The organism is Gordonibacter sp. (genome assembly GCF_036667095.1).
Taxonomy (GTDB): domain Bacteria; phylum Actinomycetota; class Coriobacteriia; order Coriobacteriales; family Eggerthellaceae; genus Gordonibacter.
In genome coordinates this window covers 1-15,695 of the sequence record NZ_JAVWUP010000053.1, presented here as the reverse complement: position 1 = coordinate 15,695, position 15,695 = coordinate 1, and the positions used below count along the sequence as shown (strand labels likewise).

General features: G+C 60.6%; 11 protein-coding genes. 7 read left to right on the top strand and 4 right to left on the bottom strand.

The genetic code is table 11. The features are described from left to right. The first annotated feature begins 43 nt into the window (after positions 1-43). The 3 genes from RR842_RS06810 (at position 44) to RR842_RS06800 (ending at position 2,888) form a co-directional block, all read left to right on the top strand. The gene (locus tag RR842_RS06810; RefSeq protein WP_332553903.1) at positions 44-790 is read left to right on the top strand and encodes a hypothetical protein; all 747 of its coding nucleotides are present in this window, start codon (positions 44-46) and stop codon (positions 788-790) included. A 297-nt stretch (positions 791-1,087) separates the two neighbouring features. Next, positions 1,088-1,897, top strand: a complete 810-nt coding sequence (locus RR842_RS06805; protein ID WP_332723124.1) for an MBL fold metallo-hydrolase — start codon at positions 1,088-1,090, stop codon at positions 1,895-1,897. Positions 1,898-1,931: 34 nt separating this feature from the next. Next, on the top strand, positions 1,932-2,888 hold the full coding sequence (locus tag RR842_RS06800) for a LysR substrate-binding domain-containing protein (RefSeq protein WP_332513514.1): 957 nt from the start codon (positions 1,932-1,934) through the stop codon (positions 2,886-2,888). 71 nt (positions 2,889-2,959) lie between these two features. Here the strand turns inward: RR842_RS06800 and RR842_RS06795 are convergent, their stop codons facing one another. From RR842_RS06795 to RR842_RS06785, 3 genes are all read right to left on the bottom strand, one after another. Then, positions 2,960-3,283, bottom strand: a complete 324-nt coding sequence (locus tag RR842_RS06795; protein WP_332729308.1) for an oxidoreductase — start codon at positions 3,281-3,283, stop codon at positions 2,960-2,962. 3 nt (positions 3,284-3,286) lie between these two features. Then, positions 3,287-5,581 (bottom strand): molybdopterin-dependent oxidoreductase, encoded by a 2,295-nt coding sequence (locus tag RR842_RS06790; protein ID WP_332513510.1) that lies wholly within the window; start codon positions 5,579-5,581, stop codon positions 3,287-3,289. Positions 5,582-5,725: 144 nt separating this feature from the next. Beyond that, positions 5,726-7,210, bottom strand: coding sequence for a helix-turn-helix transcriptional regulator (locus tag RR842_RS06785; RefSeq protein WP_332729307.1), 1,485 nt, complete (start codon positions 7,208-7,210; stop codon positions 5,726-5,728). 566 nt (positions 7,211-7,776) lie between these two features. Here RR842_RS06785 and RR842_RS06780 point away from each other — a divergent pair. The 3 genes from RR842_RS06780 (at position 7,777) to RR842_RS06770 (ending at position 12,867) form a co-directional block, all read left to right on the top strand. Continuing rightward, complete coding sequence (locus RR842_RS06780) at positions 7,777-10,401, top strand: molybdopterin-dependent oxidoreductase (RefSeq protein ID WP_332553906.1); 2,625 nt, start codon at positions 7,777-7,779, stop codon at positions 10,399-10,401. A 2-nt stretch (positions 10,402-10,403) separates the two neighbouring features. Beyond that, positions 10,404-11,222: a 4Fe-4S dicluster domain-containing protein gene (locus RR842_RS06775; protein ID WP_332553907.1), complete on the top strand. Its 819-nt coding sequence runs from the start codon at positions 10,404-10,406 to the stop codon at positions 11,220-11,222. 211 nt (positions 11,223-11,433) lie between these two features. Further along, the gene (locus RR842_RS06770) at positions 11,434-12,867 is read left to right on the top strand and encodes an SLC13 family permease (protein WP_332729306.1); all 1,434 of its coding nucleotides are present in this window, start codon (positions 11,434-11,436) and stop codon (positions 12,865-12,867) included. 329 nt (positions 12,868-13,196) lie between these two features. Here the strand turns inward: RR842_RS06770 and RR842_RS06765 are convergent, their stop codons facing one another. Then, positions 13,197-14,111 (bottom strand): papain-like cysteine protease family protein, encoded by a 915-nt coding sequence (locus RR842_RS06765; protein WP_332729305.1) that lies wholly within the window; start codon positions 14,109-14,111, stop codon positions 13,197-13,199. Between the two features lie 381 nt (positions 14,112-14,492). Between RR842_RS06765 and serC the strand changes: the two genes are divergently transcribed. Next, complete coding sequence (gene serC / locus RR842_RS06760; protein WP_332513500.1) at positions 14,493-15,575, top strand: 3-phosphoserine/phosphohydroxythreonine transaminase; 1,083 nt, start codon at positions 14,493-14,495, stop codon at positions 15,573-15,575. Positions 15,576-15,695 lie beyond the last annotated feature (120 nt).

Sequence of the window (15,695 nt, the reverse complement as noted above, 5' to 3'; positions counted from 1 at the left end):
TTAGCTTTTTTAAGATACAGAAAGAGAAAAACTGGAGGCATCGATGGAACCAATCCTTGACGAAAAGCTGCCCAGAGCTGACGCGCATCCCCTGAGAAAACCGGAGCTTACGCAGGTGAATGCGACGCTAGAAGTCATGTTCGATACTGAATTGAATTCTGTGGCGCAGGAAGCGAAGGCTGCGGCGGTTATCTATGAAACTCTTGCTGAAGTACTACTCAACCCCCCTAATGATCGCATCTTGTCCGATGTGAAACACGTTGCCGCCCTCCTTGACGTGAGTGAATTCGATCACGATGTTGTAGATGAAGTGCTCATGCAGCAATTCTACGATTGTATGTTTGTCGCCTCAAGTTCCTCGTTTGTGCCTCTCAGTGAAAGTCGTATCCGATCTACGACTATCGTTGGCGGGGTCCGATACTTTGGTCCACCGGAGGATATCAACTCCGATCATGTATTGAAATGCTATCGCGTCATGGGATTTGACTACACGTTGCTTTCTGGCTATTTGCTGGTCATTCAAGCATTGCGTCCCGACAGCCTCGCAAGTGAGTTGGCCTTTCTTGCTGCAATCGCGCAGGCTGAGGCTAAAGCTGCTGCGTATGCCGACGCTTCAGCTTTGTATTACCGTTCGTGGCGCGCTTTGTTTATCGAGCATCATCTTGGCTGTTGGATAGATCAAGCTGCGGCGGTTATGCATGAAAAACGCAATGATTTTTTTGCACGTATCTGTTCGCTTGCAGCTGCCTGGGTTGCTCTTGAGCGTACTACGCTTAAAGTGAGCAGGTAGCACTTCTTTTTTAATATAAGAGGCAACCTGGCTGGAAAGACCTCTGGAAAGACGACCTGCATTCTTTTCAGAGGTCCGTCCGGGCAGGGCGCTTATCGGGTACAATCGTTGAGGCGAGGACGTTACGTAAGAACAGGAAGCAACTGCGTGGATATATCTTTTGACGAGGTTCTTTCGAGGGGCCAGATCGAGGCTCGGCGCGCTGCCGACAAGCATGCGGTGAAAAGTGCGGCTGACGCGCTTTTCGCGCCTTCGGGGATTGTCGCCGTTGCCAACGACCAAACGCCGGTGTCTCCTGTGGGCGCGGGAAGGCTCAAGCTGCATGTGCTTGCCAGCGGCAGCCGAGGCAATGCGACCGTCATCGAGGATGCGGCCACTGGCAAGGGTATCTTGGTGGACTGCGGCATCTGCAAGCGCGATTTCTTCACCCGTTGCGATGAGGCTGGGTTCGACCCCGCGAGATTGGCCGCCATCCTGGTCACCCACGACCATACCGACCACACCAAGGGTTTGGGCGTGGTGCTACGCGGCCTGGCAAAGCAGGGGACGGCGCCTGCGGTGTACGCTGACGGCGCCGTTCGCGCGGAAAGCTCCGAGCTCCGTGCGCTTGAGGGGTCCCATGACGTGCGCAGCCTGGATATCGGGGGAATGCTGTCGCTGGCCGGCTTGTCGGTGCATCCGTTTCGCACCTCCCACGACGCCGCATCCTCCTGCGGCTTTCGCATCGAGGCTGCCGACGGCGATGCGGCGGGCCTCATGACGGACACGGGCATCGTGACCGGGGAGGCCCACGAGGCGTTGCTCGACGTGCGCCTTCTGGCCCTGGAGAGCAACCACGACGTGCAGATGCTCGCCGACGGCCCGTACCCGTATCCGGTGAAGCGGCGCGTGGGTTCCGATTTCGGGCACTTGTCGAACGTGCAGGCCGCAGACGAGCTGGCCCTTCTGCTGGGAAACCGGCTCGAGCAGGTGGTGGCCATGCATATCTCGCAGAATAACAACACCTACCGCATGCCCGGCGACGCGCTTTCGGGGGTTGTCGAGCGGGAGGGGCACGGTGCGTGCGTGCACGTGGCCTACCAGAGCCGGCTGGTGAGTGTGCAGTAAGGCTGCGTAAGGGGTTTTCGGACGAGGGGGATCGATGCGGGTAGATACGCTGTACGAGTTTTTACTGCTCACGACGAACTTGAGCTTCACGGAGACAGCCAAGAGTTTCTTTGTGTCCCAGTCGGTCTTGAGCGACCATATCTCCCGGTTGGAGAAGGAGCTGGACACGTGCCTGTTCGTGCGCGACCGCCATTCTGTCAGATTGACCGAGGCGGGCCGCCTCTTCCAAGAGGATGCACAGCGGATCGTGGAGGACTACGAGCATGCGCTCGACCGCCTCTCGCAGTATCGCGACGGCGTATCGACGGTCATCCGGATAGGGTTTCTCATGGGTTCTTTCGGGGCGTTCCTTCCCTTGGTGTGCCGTCGCTACCGCACGCTGCACCCCGAGGTGGACTTTCGGTTTCGCATGCTGGAGATCGGCGAGATACAGCCGTCCTTGAACAGGAACGACATCGACATGGGGCTCACCCTGTTCTCCAAGGAGGCTAAGGGTGCCCAGTACGGGGGCTGCCGCTTGTACGATGACAGCTATCAGCTGGCGGTGCCGGCGACCCATCACTTGGCGCATCGCGAGAGCGTGCGCATGGCCGATTTGGTCGGGGAGCGCGTCATCGCGGCGCGCTTCAACCGCGCGAAGAACACAATTGGCCAGATGAATATCAAGCTGAACAATGCAGGCGTGAGCGTGCGCATTATCGAGGACATGAAGGACGTGGGCTCTTTGATGGCAACGTTGGTGGCCGAGGGAGCGGTCGCCTTGGCGTTGGATCACCTCGATGTGTTCGGAGGCGGCAACATCGTGTTCGTGCCCATGGAAGACCTGGATATGACGCTGCATGCGGGGGCTTTGTGGAAGAAGTCCAAGGAGACCGAGGCTCTGCTGTCGTTTGCCGAGTTCCTCAAACGCGATACAAGCAGTTTCAAGAAAGCTGATTTCCTGTCGCGCAAAGGCGCGGAGGCGCTTCCCTTGCGCGACCTTGAGGCATAGCGGAGCAAAGGGAACGGGCGGCGACCATGAGGTCCCCGCCCGTTCGTTCTCGACGCTTCTTCAGGCGTCGATCAGGTGAACAGCGCCACTTTCTTCTTACTCAGAAGGTCGCCGAGCCCCTCAAGCGTGTCGTAGTACAGGCACCCTGCCTGGCAGTGCTGCACGCAGGTGGGCACCTTGCCCGCAGCCTGGCGCTTGGCGCACTTGTCGCAGCGATCGGTGGGGATGGGCACGAACTCGTACTGCCACTTTCGATCGGTGATCTGGTCGGGGCCGATCTGGGCGAGCTTGATGCCGAACTGCTCGGCTTCGAGGCCGTGCTCCTGCTGGCAGGCGACCTCGCAGGTGTGGCAGCCCGTGCAGTATTCGTAGTCGACGAGAATCATCTTGCGCATGGCTTACTCCTCTACCTTCGAGATGCGGCACAGCTGGGACTTGTACGAGGCACCGAGTCCGGATTTGCCCGGCCGCATGGGGATGAGCTGGTTGATGTTGCTTTCCATCACGCCGAACAGCGTTCCATCCCCGGGGTCGCGCTCGGGGAACCACCAGGCGTGGTCGGCCGACACGGTGTCCTTGCGGATGCGCAGCGTGGTGTGGGCGCGCATCTTGGCCGAGCCCAGATGGTTCTCAATGACGCACCAGTCGCCGTCGGCGATGCCGTTGGCGGCAGCCGTCTCCGGATGCACGAGGAACTGCGGATCGGGATGGATGCGGCGCATGGAGGGACTTTGGCGATGCTCGGAGTGGAAGAAGCCCCAGGTGCGCGCACCGGTGGTGAGCACGAGCGGGTAGTCCTTGGCCAAATCGGGCGCGGATACGGGACTCTCGGGCGGCTCTTCGTAGGTGGCGAAGGGCGAGAATCCGAAGCGTGCCATCTCGGGGCAGTAGAAGTTGTAGCGCCCGGTCGAGGTGGCGAAGCCCGGCGTGCCGTCGGGACGTAGCTTGCCCGTCTTGTACTTATAGTACTCGAATTCCGGATAGGCCCACACGCGCTCTTTGAGCGAGTCGTAGGTGAAGCCGGTCTTGCGCAGCAGATAGTCGTAGAAGCTGTGCTCGTCGTCCCAGAGCTTGTACTCGTCGGTGACGAAGCGGCTGCCCATCTCGTAGATGATGCGCTGGTCGGACTTGCATTCGCCTACCGGCTCGATAGCTTGAGCGATGGCTCCGAGGGCGTAGGGCTGATGTCCCGTGATGCCGATGCGCTCGGCGAAGCACGCGGCAGGCAGCAGCACGTCGGCGCAGGCCAATGCTGTGGGCGTGAGGAACAGGTCCACCACCACGTTGAAGTCCATGCCCTGCAGCGCCGGCAGGATGCGCTGAGGGGCGGCGCCCATGCAGGTGATGGGGTTGTTCGTCTGCATCCACATGGCGCGGATCTTGTAAGGCTCGCCGGTTTCCATGGAGTCGAGCAGCGCGTCGGGGCTGATGCCGTTCATGGCCTCGAGCGGCTTGTAGCCGCCGTGGTTCTTGCGCTCGGGATGCGGGATGGGCGGGGTGCACGCTTCCCATTGGTCTCCGCGCGGCGACGAGGTCACCGCCATGCCGAAGCAGGGCTCGGAGAGCAGCATGCCGCCGGGGTTTTCGAAGTTGCCGGTAAGCGCCATGAGGTCGAAGCAGGCCATGCCGGTGATGAATCCCTCGGACGTGTGGTCCATAGCCACGCCCCACTGCAGGCAACAGGATTTTGCGGCACCGATCTTTCGGGCGGCCTCAACGATGAGGTCTTCTGGCACGCCGCAAGTTTCGGCGGCCAGGCTTACCGGGTACTGCTTCACGTGCTCGGCGAACTCGGCGAAGCCGTAGCACCAGCAGTCCACGAACTCGTGGTCGTAGAGGTCGTCCTTGATGATCTGGTCGCACAGCGCCAGCGCCAGCGCGGCGTCGGTGCCGGGACGCACCTGGAGCCACACGTCTGCCTTGCCGGCCAGCCAGGTGAGCGTGGGATCCATGACGATAAGCTTGCTGCCGCGCTTCATCGATTCGACGATCCAATGCCCCAGCATGCCGTCAGAGTTGGCCACAACCGGGTTGTTCCCCCAGATGAGGATATATTCGGAAGCCTCCCAGCGCGGGTCGTCGTAGCGCTCGGGGAAGAACTGCGAGTAGTCGCACACGAACAGGCCGCCGCTCTTGAGCGCGGTGGAGAAGATGCGCGGCCCGTAGCAGGCGATGCCCGACAGGAAGCCGGTGCCGTAGTTGGGCGTGCCGAAGTACTGCGCCATGAGCGGGCCGTAGCCATTGATGTCGCGGCCGGTGCCCTGTGTCACCCAGATGGCCTCTTCGCCGTACTGGTCGATGACGGCGCGCATTTCGCGCTCGATGATGTCGTAGGCTTCTTCCCACGAGATGCGCTCGAACGTGTTCTTGCCGCGGTCTTCCTTGGCACGCTTCTGAGGGTACTTCAGGCGGTCCTTGTGGTAGAGCATCTCCTTCACGGCCAAGCACCGCGGGCAGAGACGTCCTTGGTTGAAGGGGTTCTCAGGGTCGCCCTCGATCTTCTCGAGCACCCCGTCTTTCACGTAGAGCAATACGCCGCAGTTGTCGTGGCAGCCCGGGCCGGTGCGCGCGTTCGTGCGCAGCACGGTCATGCCGTCCTCTTCCCACGTCCACTCACGCCCGGTCGGATCGTCTTGGGTTTTCGGCTCGGGTATGCCCGCGGTCCCCTGGTCGTTCATCTGGCCTGCATCCATGAATCCTCCTAGTCATCGTTTCTGTCCAACAACGCTCTGGGTCCAACGATGCCTCGATTATAGGAGCCGCGTTGCACAAGCGGCTTGCTGCTTTCCCGATGACCTATCGGGAAAACCGATCACGGAAGCGGGGTGCGGGCAGGGTCAGCGCTTCGTCTCGGCATCGACGGCGTCGATGAGGAGTTGCTGGGAGTTGATGTTCATCTTGCGGTAGATGCGGTAGATGTGCGTCTTCACGGTGGACGAGCTGATGCAGAGCTCCTCCTGGATGAATTTCGCGTTGCGCCCCTTCGCCAGCAGGAAGAATATCTCCGCCTCGCGCGGCGAGAGGTCATGGCGGTCGCAAACGCGGTCGCAGCGCTGGTGGAAATGCGCCTGCGGAAGGGCAGGGGGTGCGCCCTCCGACTCGTGCGGTTGAGGGGAATCCTCTGCTAAAAGTCCCTCGAGCTGGGCCTTTGTAGCCGTGTCGTTGGCTCCGTAGATGGAGAATGCAACGACGACGATGCCGGCGAGGAGGGCGGTGGCCAGGCTCTCGGCACGTTGGTCGAACGAGAGCACGACGCCCAGTACGAAAGCGACGATCGTGCCCGCGAGGAACCCGACCCAGAGCGGCGCCTGCCGCGCCGCGTAGCGTGCAACAGGGTGGAGATGGAACTCGGCGTTCTCGACGCTTACGGTACTCCAGGTCATGACGGCGGTGAAGGCCAGCGCGTTGTTCACGAGGCAGCCGCATACGATCTGCCCCGTCGTATCCAGGAGCGGCATGAGCAGCAGCCCGATAACGATGATCGGCAGCGACAGGCGCTGCACCACGCTGTTGTCCCAGTCGGTTTTGGGCGCGCGGTACGACAGGATGGCTGCACCCAGACAACTCGCAATGCCGCTTGCTCCCACGATAATGGCGGCTTCCGGGCTGATTAGGCACATGCATGCCGAGATGAACCCGTACACCGTGCCATGCGCACCGACGGAAAGCGAGGCGCGCACGGAAAGAGCGGGGATCTTCTGATAGGTTTTCGCGGCTTCGGTCTTCTCGGAGGGGACCTGGCGCATCAGGAGCACGAGCATGGCGAGGGACGCCAAGGGCAGGAAAGCGATAACGCCCAGGCTCACGCCGATGGGTGAGGCGGTGGCTGCCATGACGAACAGTACGGTGCCCATGGCGGCGCCTCCTGCCACGGCTACCCCAGTGCGACGGGTGGGGATGAGGCTGAGGTAGGCGCACCAGACGATGCACAGCACGCCGTCGCCGATGCCGAACAGCACCCAGGCGAGGATAGCGAACGTGTCGGGAGCGTCTACGAACCGATGCAACACGGCGTTCAGCACGACCGTGAGCGAGAGCACCGTGGCTACGACGGCCAGACGGGTGCGATGCTCGAAGACCCAGTCGGCCTGAAGCTTGCACACCGCGTAGGCTATGGCGATGGCGGCTATGCTCACGGCGCGCAAGATGATGCTCTGAGAGGCGCTTTCGTAGGATAGCAGCGACAGTGCCGGACTGAATATCCCGATGAGGTCCCAGGCTATCATGCATCCGAATCCTATGCCTGCCAAAACGTAGGTGGAAAGGAGGGCGGGTGGCGTCCCCTCTTGGATCTTTGCGGTAGATGATCCTGCGACCTGCATGAATCCCCCTTGTCATACCAGTAGAATGACAAACTTCTGATCGGAAAACCGAGGTTTGCCCTTTTTCAACATTACCACCCGACACGGAATTTTTCCAGAACATCTATGCTCTTCTTCGTTGCGGAGGGGGTTGTGCACCATATCTTCGCAACATATGAGAACACACTCGAGAGAAGGAGACAGGGTATGTGCTTCAGACCGCCTACCGTAGACCAAGGTCCTGTGAAATGTCCGAAATGTGGGGCCGAGGTAGATCCGAAACTCGACGAATGCCCGAACTGTGGAGCGAAGGCAGCACCGGCTCCCGGCATCCCGTCCGTCCCTGGCGCGCCGACGGCTCCTCCGGCACCCGGTGTCCCTGTTGCACCTTCTGCTCCGTCGGTGCCGAAGGCCCCCAGTGCCCCGCCGGTACCCAAGTCGCCTGCTGCGAACTAAATGCCGGAGCGGTCGAGGGGATTGATCGGCCGCATCCGCTTACGAGCGCACCTGTCGGACATTCGCGCTGCCATCCCGGCTAGGAGGGGAATCTGGCATTCGGCGCTGCTGAGGAATCGAAAGGAGAGGGCATGACGAAAAACGTAAAAGGCACGTCGATCGTGAAGGGCTTGGGCTTCAACAGCTTCGGCATCGGCACGAACGCGTGCTCCGTCGACATCGACGAAGAGAACGACAAGATCCTGCGCATCCGACCGCTGCACTTCGACGAGCACCAGACCCCCGAGGAGCTGAACGCCTGGAAGATTGAGGCGCGAGGCCAGACATTCGAGCCGGGCTTCAAGACGCTTATCTCGCCTTTGTCACTGTGCTACAAGAAGCGCGTGTATTCCAAGAACCGCATCCCGTACCCCCTGCGTCGCGTGGACTGGGACCCGAACGGCGAGCGCAACCCCCAGAACCGCGGCACGAGCGGATATGTGCGCGTGAGCTGGGACGAGGCGTGTTCGCTCATCGCTAGCGAGATCAAGCGCGTGCACGAGGAATACGGGCCGGCGTCGATCCTGTGCGAGCTGGACGGTCACGGCGAGACGAAGTTCGTCCATGCGCCGCACGGCTGCCAAAGCCGCATGTTCGACCTCATCGGCTCCTACACGCTGCAAACGCGCCAGCCCGACAGTTGGGAAGGCTGGTACTGGGGTGCCAAGCACATGTGGGGCATGGACCCGCTGGGCCAGAACTCTCAGATGAACAACGTCATCAAGGATGTCGCGGAAAACGGCGACGCCGTGCTGTTCTGGGGCTGCGACGTGGAGACCACGCCGCTGGGATGGGGCGGGTACTTGGCCAGCCGTCTGTGCTACTGGTTCACCGATTTAGGGATCAAGCAGATCCACATCTCTCCGGACGTGAACTACACCAACGCTGTGCACGGCGACAAGTGGATTCCGGTCAAGCCGAACACCGATGCCGCGCTTCAGTTGGCCATCGCCTATACGTGGATCAAGGAAGGCCTCTTTGACCAGGAGTATCTTGACACGCATGCCGTGGGCTTCGAGAACTTCAAGTACTACGTCATGGGCGGCGAGGACGGCGTTCCTAAGACGCCGAAGTGGGCCGAGAAGATCTGCGGCGTGCCGGGCTACACCATCAAGGCCTTCGCCCGTTACTGGGCCAAGCACGCGGTGTCTATCGCGCACTGCAACGGCGGCTCCTATATCCGCTCGTGCTACGCGCATGAGCCCGCACGCCTCGAAGTGGCGCTGCTGGGCATGCAGGGCGTGGGCAAGCCCGGCGCCAACCAGTTCAAGTTCATCGAGTGGACGCTCTATGGCATGGACACCGTTACGCCGCTGCCGCCGTCGGTGGAGATTCCCGATTGCAGCCCGGCGTATCGCGGCTGGTACCGCAGCTTCCCCGAGAGCTTTATCCCCAAGACCATGATTCCCTCCGCCATCATGAATCCGCCGGTTTCGTGGTACGGCCATATCGGTGCCGGGTTCCCGCGCGAGGATCAGTTCAACGGACCCTACACGTTCCCGCTCGAGGGCAACGAGCGCCTGCATATGATATGGTCGGACACGCCGTGCTGGGAGACGTGCTGGAACGGCGGCAACGAGATGCAGGAGGCCTTGCGCCACGAGTCCATCGAGTTCATCATCGTGCAGCATCCGTGGATGGAAAACGACTGCTTCTTCGCCGACGTCATCCTGCCCACGAACACGAAGTTCGAGACCGAGGACATCGGTACCGACTCCGACAACGGCCAGTGGAATCTCGTGTACTACGAGCGCCAGGCCATCAAGCCGCGTTTGGAATCGAAGTCCGATATGGAGGCCGTGGGCGAGGTTGCCAAGGCGTTGGAGAAGTTCGGCGGCATCTACGAGAACCTGTTCGAGCGCTACATGGGCGGCAAGACCTGCGCCGAGTACATCCAGGCCGGTTTCGAGAACACGGGAGCCGCCAAGAAAATGGACTTTGAGGAGTTCAAGGAAAAGCAGTACTACGCCTTCCCGACTAAGGAGGGCTGGGAGGACATGCCGGCTGGCCTTTGCCGGTTCCACGACGACCCCGAGGGGAATCCGCTCCAGACGCCGTCGGGTAAGTTGGAGTACTATTCGACCACGCTTGCGGCCCAGTTCCCCGACGACAAGGAGCGCGGCCCCATCCCGCACTGGGTCGACGAGGGTGCGGGGCACCAGGAGCGCCAGCACCTGGCGCGCGGGCGCGAGTACCCCTTCCTGCTGGTGTCGAACCACCCCCGGTGGCGCGTGCATGCGAACCTCGACGACGTGACGTGGTTCCGCGAGATGGAAGAGTACGTGAAAGTGACCGGCCCCGACGGCTACAAGTACGAGCCGGTGTGGGTGCACCCCGAAGATGCCGGCAAGCTGGGCATGAAGACGGGCGACATCGTGAAGCTGTACAACGAGCGTGGAGCCGTCATGGGCGGCGTGCGCGTGACCGAGCGTATCATGCCCGGCGTGGTGTACCAGGACCATGGAAGCCGCGTGGACTCGGTAGTACTGGGCCGCGGCGGTTTGGACCGCGGCGGCGCGAACAACCTCATCGCACCCTACGCCACGACGTCCGAGCACGCGTACGGCGAAGTGACCAGCGGATTTTTGGTGAACATCGAGAAAGTGGACGTGCTGGCGCTGGCAAGCCAGTACCCCGAGGCGTTCGGGCGCGACTACGATCCGGATTGCGGCCTGGTAGCCACCGCGCGCGTCGTCGACGAAGGGGAAGGGAAATAGCCATGGGAAAGGTATTCTTGTTCGATGCCGCCAAGTGCAACGGCTGCCGCAACTGCCAGATAGCCTGCAAGGACGAACACGTCGACAATGACTGGTCGCCCATCGCCAAACCCCAGCCCGACACCGGTCAGTTCTGGTGCCGTATCGATGAGCAGGTGCGCGGCCAGGTGCCGAAGGTCAAGATCACCTACGTGCTGCACCTGTGCCAGCATTGCGACGAGGCTCCTTGCATGCAGGTGGCACCCGAAGCCGTCTACAAGCGTGATGATGGCCTCGTGATTGTGGATCCGCAAAAGGCTGTTGGGCATCGCGAACTCGTAGAAGCGTGTCCCTATGGCGCCATCTTCTACAACGAGGTGCTCGACCTACCGCAGAAATGCACCGGTTGCGCGCATCTCGTAGATGCAGGCCAGATTCCGCACTGCGTGGACGTGTGTCCGCACGAGGCCATTCGCTTTGGCGAGGAAGACGACTTTGCTGCCGAAATTGCCGCAGGAGAGCTTTTGGTGGCTGGGCGCGAAGGCGACCGTCCGCGCGTCTATTACCTGAACCTGCCCAAGCGCTTCTTGGCCGGCATCGTCATCGATCCGGAGGCTGACGAGGTTATCGTCGGTGCCAAGGTGACTATTGAAAACGCAGAGACGGGCGAGGTCATGGCTGCTGAGGCCGACGAGTTCGGGGACTTCTGGTTCCACCAGGTGCCCGCGGCCCGCTGGCGCGTCTACGTCGAGGCCGAAGGCTACCTCACACGCGTGATCGAGGCCTCCACGGTCGAGGAGGACCGCAACATGGGGCCGGTGGAACTGTACGTAGCTGGTTAGGGTAATCGTTGAAGTCACCGGTTCACCCTCTGCGGCGAACCGCGAGATCACAGGGGCGTGCTTGTCCTTCCGCCGCGAGCGAATGCTCGAGGCGGAAGGGGACCGCTACGCCGAAATCGCTTCGGTTGCGTGCTTGGGGGAAGGAGGCATTGAGGGCGCAGCTTACTTGTCAGGGGATTTGCCACGTTCTTTCTTTAAGGAGGAGAGACCTATGGCACAGGAAGCGTTAGTCAAGTTCTTTAGCAAAGAGGGATTCTTGAACAAGAAGGGGCTCGGCCTGGTGCTCGGTTTGGCCGTGCTGATCATCGCGTCGTTCATGCCTGAGACGGCCGACATCACGCATCAGGGCATCATGGTCATCGGCGTGCTCTTGTTCGCTGTATGCTTGTGGGTGTGCGGTACGTTCCCTGTGGGCGTGACGGGTATCTTGGCGTTGGTTATGGCGGTGGTCGTGGGAGCAGCCGACTACAAGATGGCGTTCGGCGGGTTTAGCGCCTCGGTAGTATTCTATGTTATCGCCATCTTCTCGCTGCCCGCTTTGCTCGCTAAGACGCAGTGGGGCGTGCGTTTGGTAGCTCGCCTGTTCAGGCTTACGGGCGACAGTTCGTCAAAGCTCATTTTGGCGTTCATGATTGGTACGGGTCTTATCTCGACCGTCATGTCCGACGTTCCAGCGGCCGTATTGTTCATGGGTATTGCCTATGTCGTGTTGCGTGCAGCCGACTGTCAGCCCGGCAAATCAAATCTCGGCAAGTGCATGATGATAGCCATTCCTATCGCTGCGGTTATCGGCGGCGTGGTTACGCCAGCCGGTAGCTCGTTTAACGTGTTGGCTATGGGTCTTTTGCAGCAGGCAACCGGACAGACCATTAGCTTCCTAGACTGGATATTGGTCGGTCTTCCTATTGCCGTCATGTGCATTCCCTTGTGCTGGATCAGTATCGTCAAAATACTGAAGCCGGAACCGCTTGAGAAGGTTGCTTTCGACGCGTTGCGCGAAAAGGCCGCTGAAGCCGGTAAGCCGACGACGTACGAAATCCGCGCTCTCGTTATGATCCTTGCTCTTCCCGTGTTGTGGATTCTCGGCAGCTGGTTCCCGATTTTGAATGTGACAACGGTTGCCATCATCGGTTTGGCTATCATGTTCATTCCCGGTGTCAACCTGCTCACGTGGGACGAGTTCAGCAAGGCGGTTCCGTGGACGATCATCCTTATGATGGGTTCTGTGCTTTCCATCGGCGGCATGTTCTCGGCCAGTGGTGCGGATAAGTTCATTACGAACTTGTTCATGAGCAGCGGCGTGACCTCGCTCGACTTCACGCTATTCTTGCTGGTTACCGTTATATTTGTGTATCTGTTGCACACGATTGCTCCGGTTGGTGCGGCTATTTTGAGCCTGTTCCTTCCCATTTTGATCGGCGTGTGCGCGGCGGTTGGCGTGTCCGCAGCTGTACCGACCATGCTGCTTGCGTTCATCGTGGCAGGCAACTTCCTGCTACCCGTGAACCCAACGTTGATTGTGACCTACGGCGAGGGATACTACACGTTCGGCGATATGTTCAAAGCAGGCGTGATCCCCGCTGTTATCTTCTGCGTGACGATGGTTCTGTGGGTGCCGTTCATGTGTGGGGTATTGGGACTGTAAGTTTTAGGATACGATCGGATGCATCGGCCTCCGATGTGCGGTGCATGTTCGTTCGCGCGGGCTCCTCGGCTAGCTGTCGGGGAGCCCTTTTGGTGTGCCGATGAAGGCGGGTTCCGTACGGTGGAAAGCGACGATTCTTGCGAATAGCTGCATTGTCGCTTGCAGCAGGAAGTGCGATCTGCTCTGCAAGGTCTTCTTGGGAGTGCAAGGGACGCGATCGCCACGGATGGTCACCATGACCTCGCTGCTTGGTTGAACGCATGGCGGTAAACCCCTATCATGCCCATAGACGAGCCCCAAGAGGTATGCTGGGAAGGGCTCTCGTCTCGTCAGTCAGCCAAGGTGTAAGCCCAAAGGCCGGTACTTGCTTGCACGATGTCGTCGAAGCCCCAGCGCTGCGCGGTGCGCTCAATGTTGCTGGGATCGACGATGACCAGACGGCCGCGTTCGTCGATGCCGCTGAGTACGATGCAGGTCGTGCGTCCTCCGAAATCATCCGACTTCAAAGCGCAGATAAGGGGGCGTCCTGCGTTCACGTGACGGCGGATATCCAGCTCGCTGGCTGCGACAGGCTGTGCAGCAAGCCCGACCTCCGCTGCACCGTCGGTAAGGAGCGCGTTCGCGTCGGCATGGTCGGCGTATCCTCGACGTTGTGCGAGCGAGGCCATCTCAATGGGGCCGGTTGCGGTATCGCCGGTCAGGTCGATATGCACCATGGCAAGACACAAAGGTGCCGATCCGATGTTGCCGATTGTGCTGGAACCGTAGGGGCGTGCTGACCATTGGGTATCTGCAAGATAGAGCTGCGGTACCGTCCCCTGTTTCCAGGCAGATGGAGGCGTGCTGAGAGAGGCGTTCGCTGGACTGGCTGCGTTTGCAAAGGGGGCCTGCTCTTCAAGGAGGGCGCTGTCTACGGCGCCGGTAAGCAGGTGGGCTATACCTATGCCCGCAAGCGCACATGCCAGCGCCACCAATGCCATGACTAACACGGCAGCAAGTACACGCAAAGGCTGGACATCGGAGATCGCCAGTTTGGTGTGGGCGCGCGCACCGTGCGCCTGGGATGGGCAGACCGTGTCGCAAGGACGATGGGGAGATACCCGCCGCTCGCTACGCGGGGATGCCGTGTAGCGCACGCCGTGCCTGCGGTCGGGCAGCGCGTGCCGCTCGGAGGCGTAAGGACTGTTGCTCCGATTGGCTCCGATACTCTCGGCGACGAAATAGGGAAATCCACGGTAGGGCATGCTTGCCTCCTTCCTTATGAGCTGGCGGTGCGGGTTCGAGATCTGCTCTCCGACTTGCTTTTGCATCTTTTTCGAGGGGTACAACGGGGATTCTATAGGGTATGCTTGAGGTTGGGACCTGATGAGGGTAACCGTTTCCCGTACTTGGCCGATCAGTCAGCGAACCGACAAGTTGCCTTGCACCGCCCTTCCTGAACGGACGCGCACCGCCTGCTGGTCTTTTCGCCTTTAGCGCGCTAAAGCGGTGGGCGCATAGTACAATGCTTCCCCAAAGCCAAACCTTGCTTGAGGACAGGGCGCGCCGCGCGGTTCGAAGCCGACGGCACCGTATCTAGGGCAGGGCATCGGGCAAAACGCATCGTCGATACGTAAGGAGTGCGCATGGGCAGGGTGTACAACTTTTCAGCAGGTCCCGCCGTCTTGCCGGAGGAGGTGCTGCGGGAGGCTGCCGACGAGATGCTGGACTACCGGGGCGCGGGCATGTCCGTCATGGAGATGAGCCATCGCTCCAAGACGTACACGGGCATCATTGAGGCTGCCGAGGCCGACCTGCGCGAACTCATGGGCATTCCCGACAATTACCAAGTGCTGTTCTTGCAGGGCGGCGCGTCGCAGCAGTTTGCCGCCGTGCCGATGAACCTCATGAAAAATCGCGTGGCCGACTACATCATCACGGGCGCGTGGGCGAAGAAGGCCTGGCAGGAAGGGCAGATCTTCGGCGATGCGCGCGCTATCGCATCGAGCGCCGACGAGACGTTCTCCTACATTCCCGACTGCTCCGATCTGGACGTGTCTCCGGATGCCGACTACGTGCACATCTGCGAGAACAACACCATCTACGGCACGAAGTTTCACACGCTGCCTAACACCTTGGGCAAGGATCTTGTGGCCGATGTGTCGTCGTGCATTCTGTCCGAGCCGGTGGATATCACCCGTTACGGCGTCATGTACGGCGGCGCGCAGAAGAACATCGGTCCGGCCGGCGTGGTCATCTCCATCATCCGCGAGGACCTCATCCGCGAAGACGTGCTCGAAGGCACGCCCACCATGCTGAAATGGAAGACGCAGGCCGACGCGGGCTCGATGTATAACACGCCGCCCGCCTACGGCATCTACATTTGCGGCAAGGTATTCAAGTGGGTCAAGGCCCAAGGCGGCCTTGAGGCCATGCAGGCACGCAACCAGGAGAAGGCGGCGCTGCTCTACGACTACCTCGACCAGAGCAGCATGTTTAGCGGCACCGTGCGCAAAGAGGACCGCTCGCTCATGAACGTGCCCTTCGTCACAGGCGACGCCGACCTCGACGCCGCCTTCGTAGCCGAGGCCAAGGCCGCGGGGCTTGAGAACCTCAAAGGACACCGTAGCGTCGGCGGCATGCGTGCAAGCATCTACAATGCCATGCCGCGCGCCGGAGTCGAGGCGCTGGTGCAGTTTATGGATGGATTCGAGCGCGCACGCAAGTAACGGCAGCAAGTGATCATTAAGTGGGTGGTACAAAACGACACACTTTGCGGTGTGTCGTTTTGTGTTTATCGTGAGAAGTTCGTTCGTCTTTTTGCCAAAATGACTAAAAGTTCGTTCGTC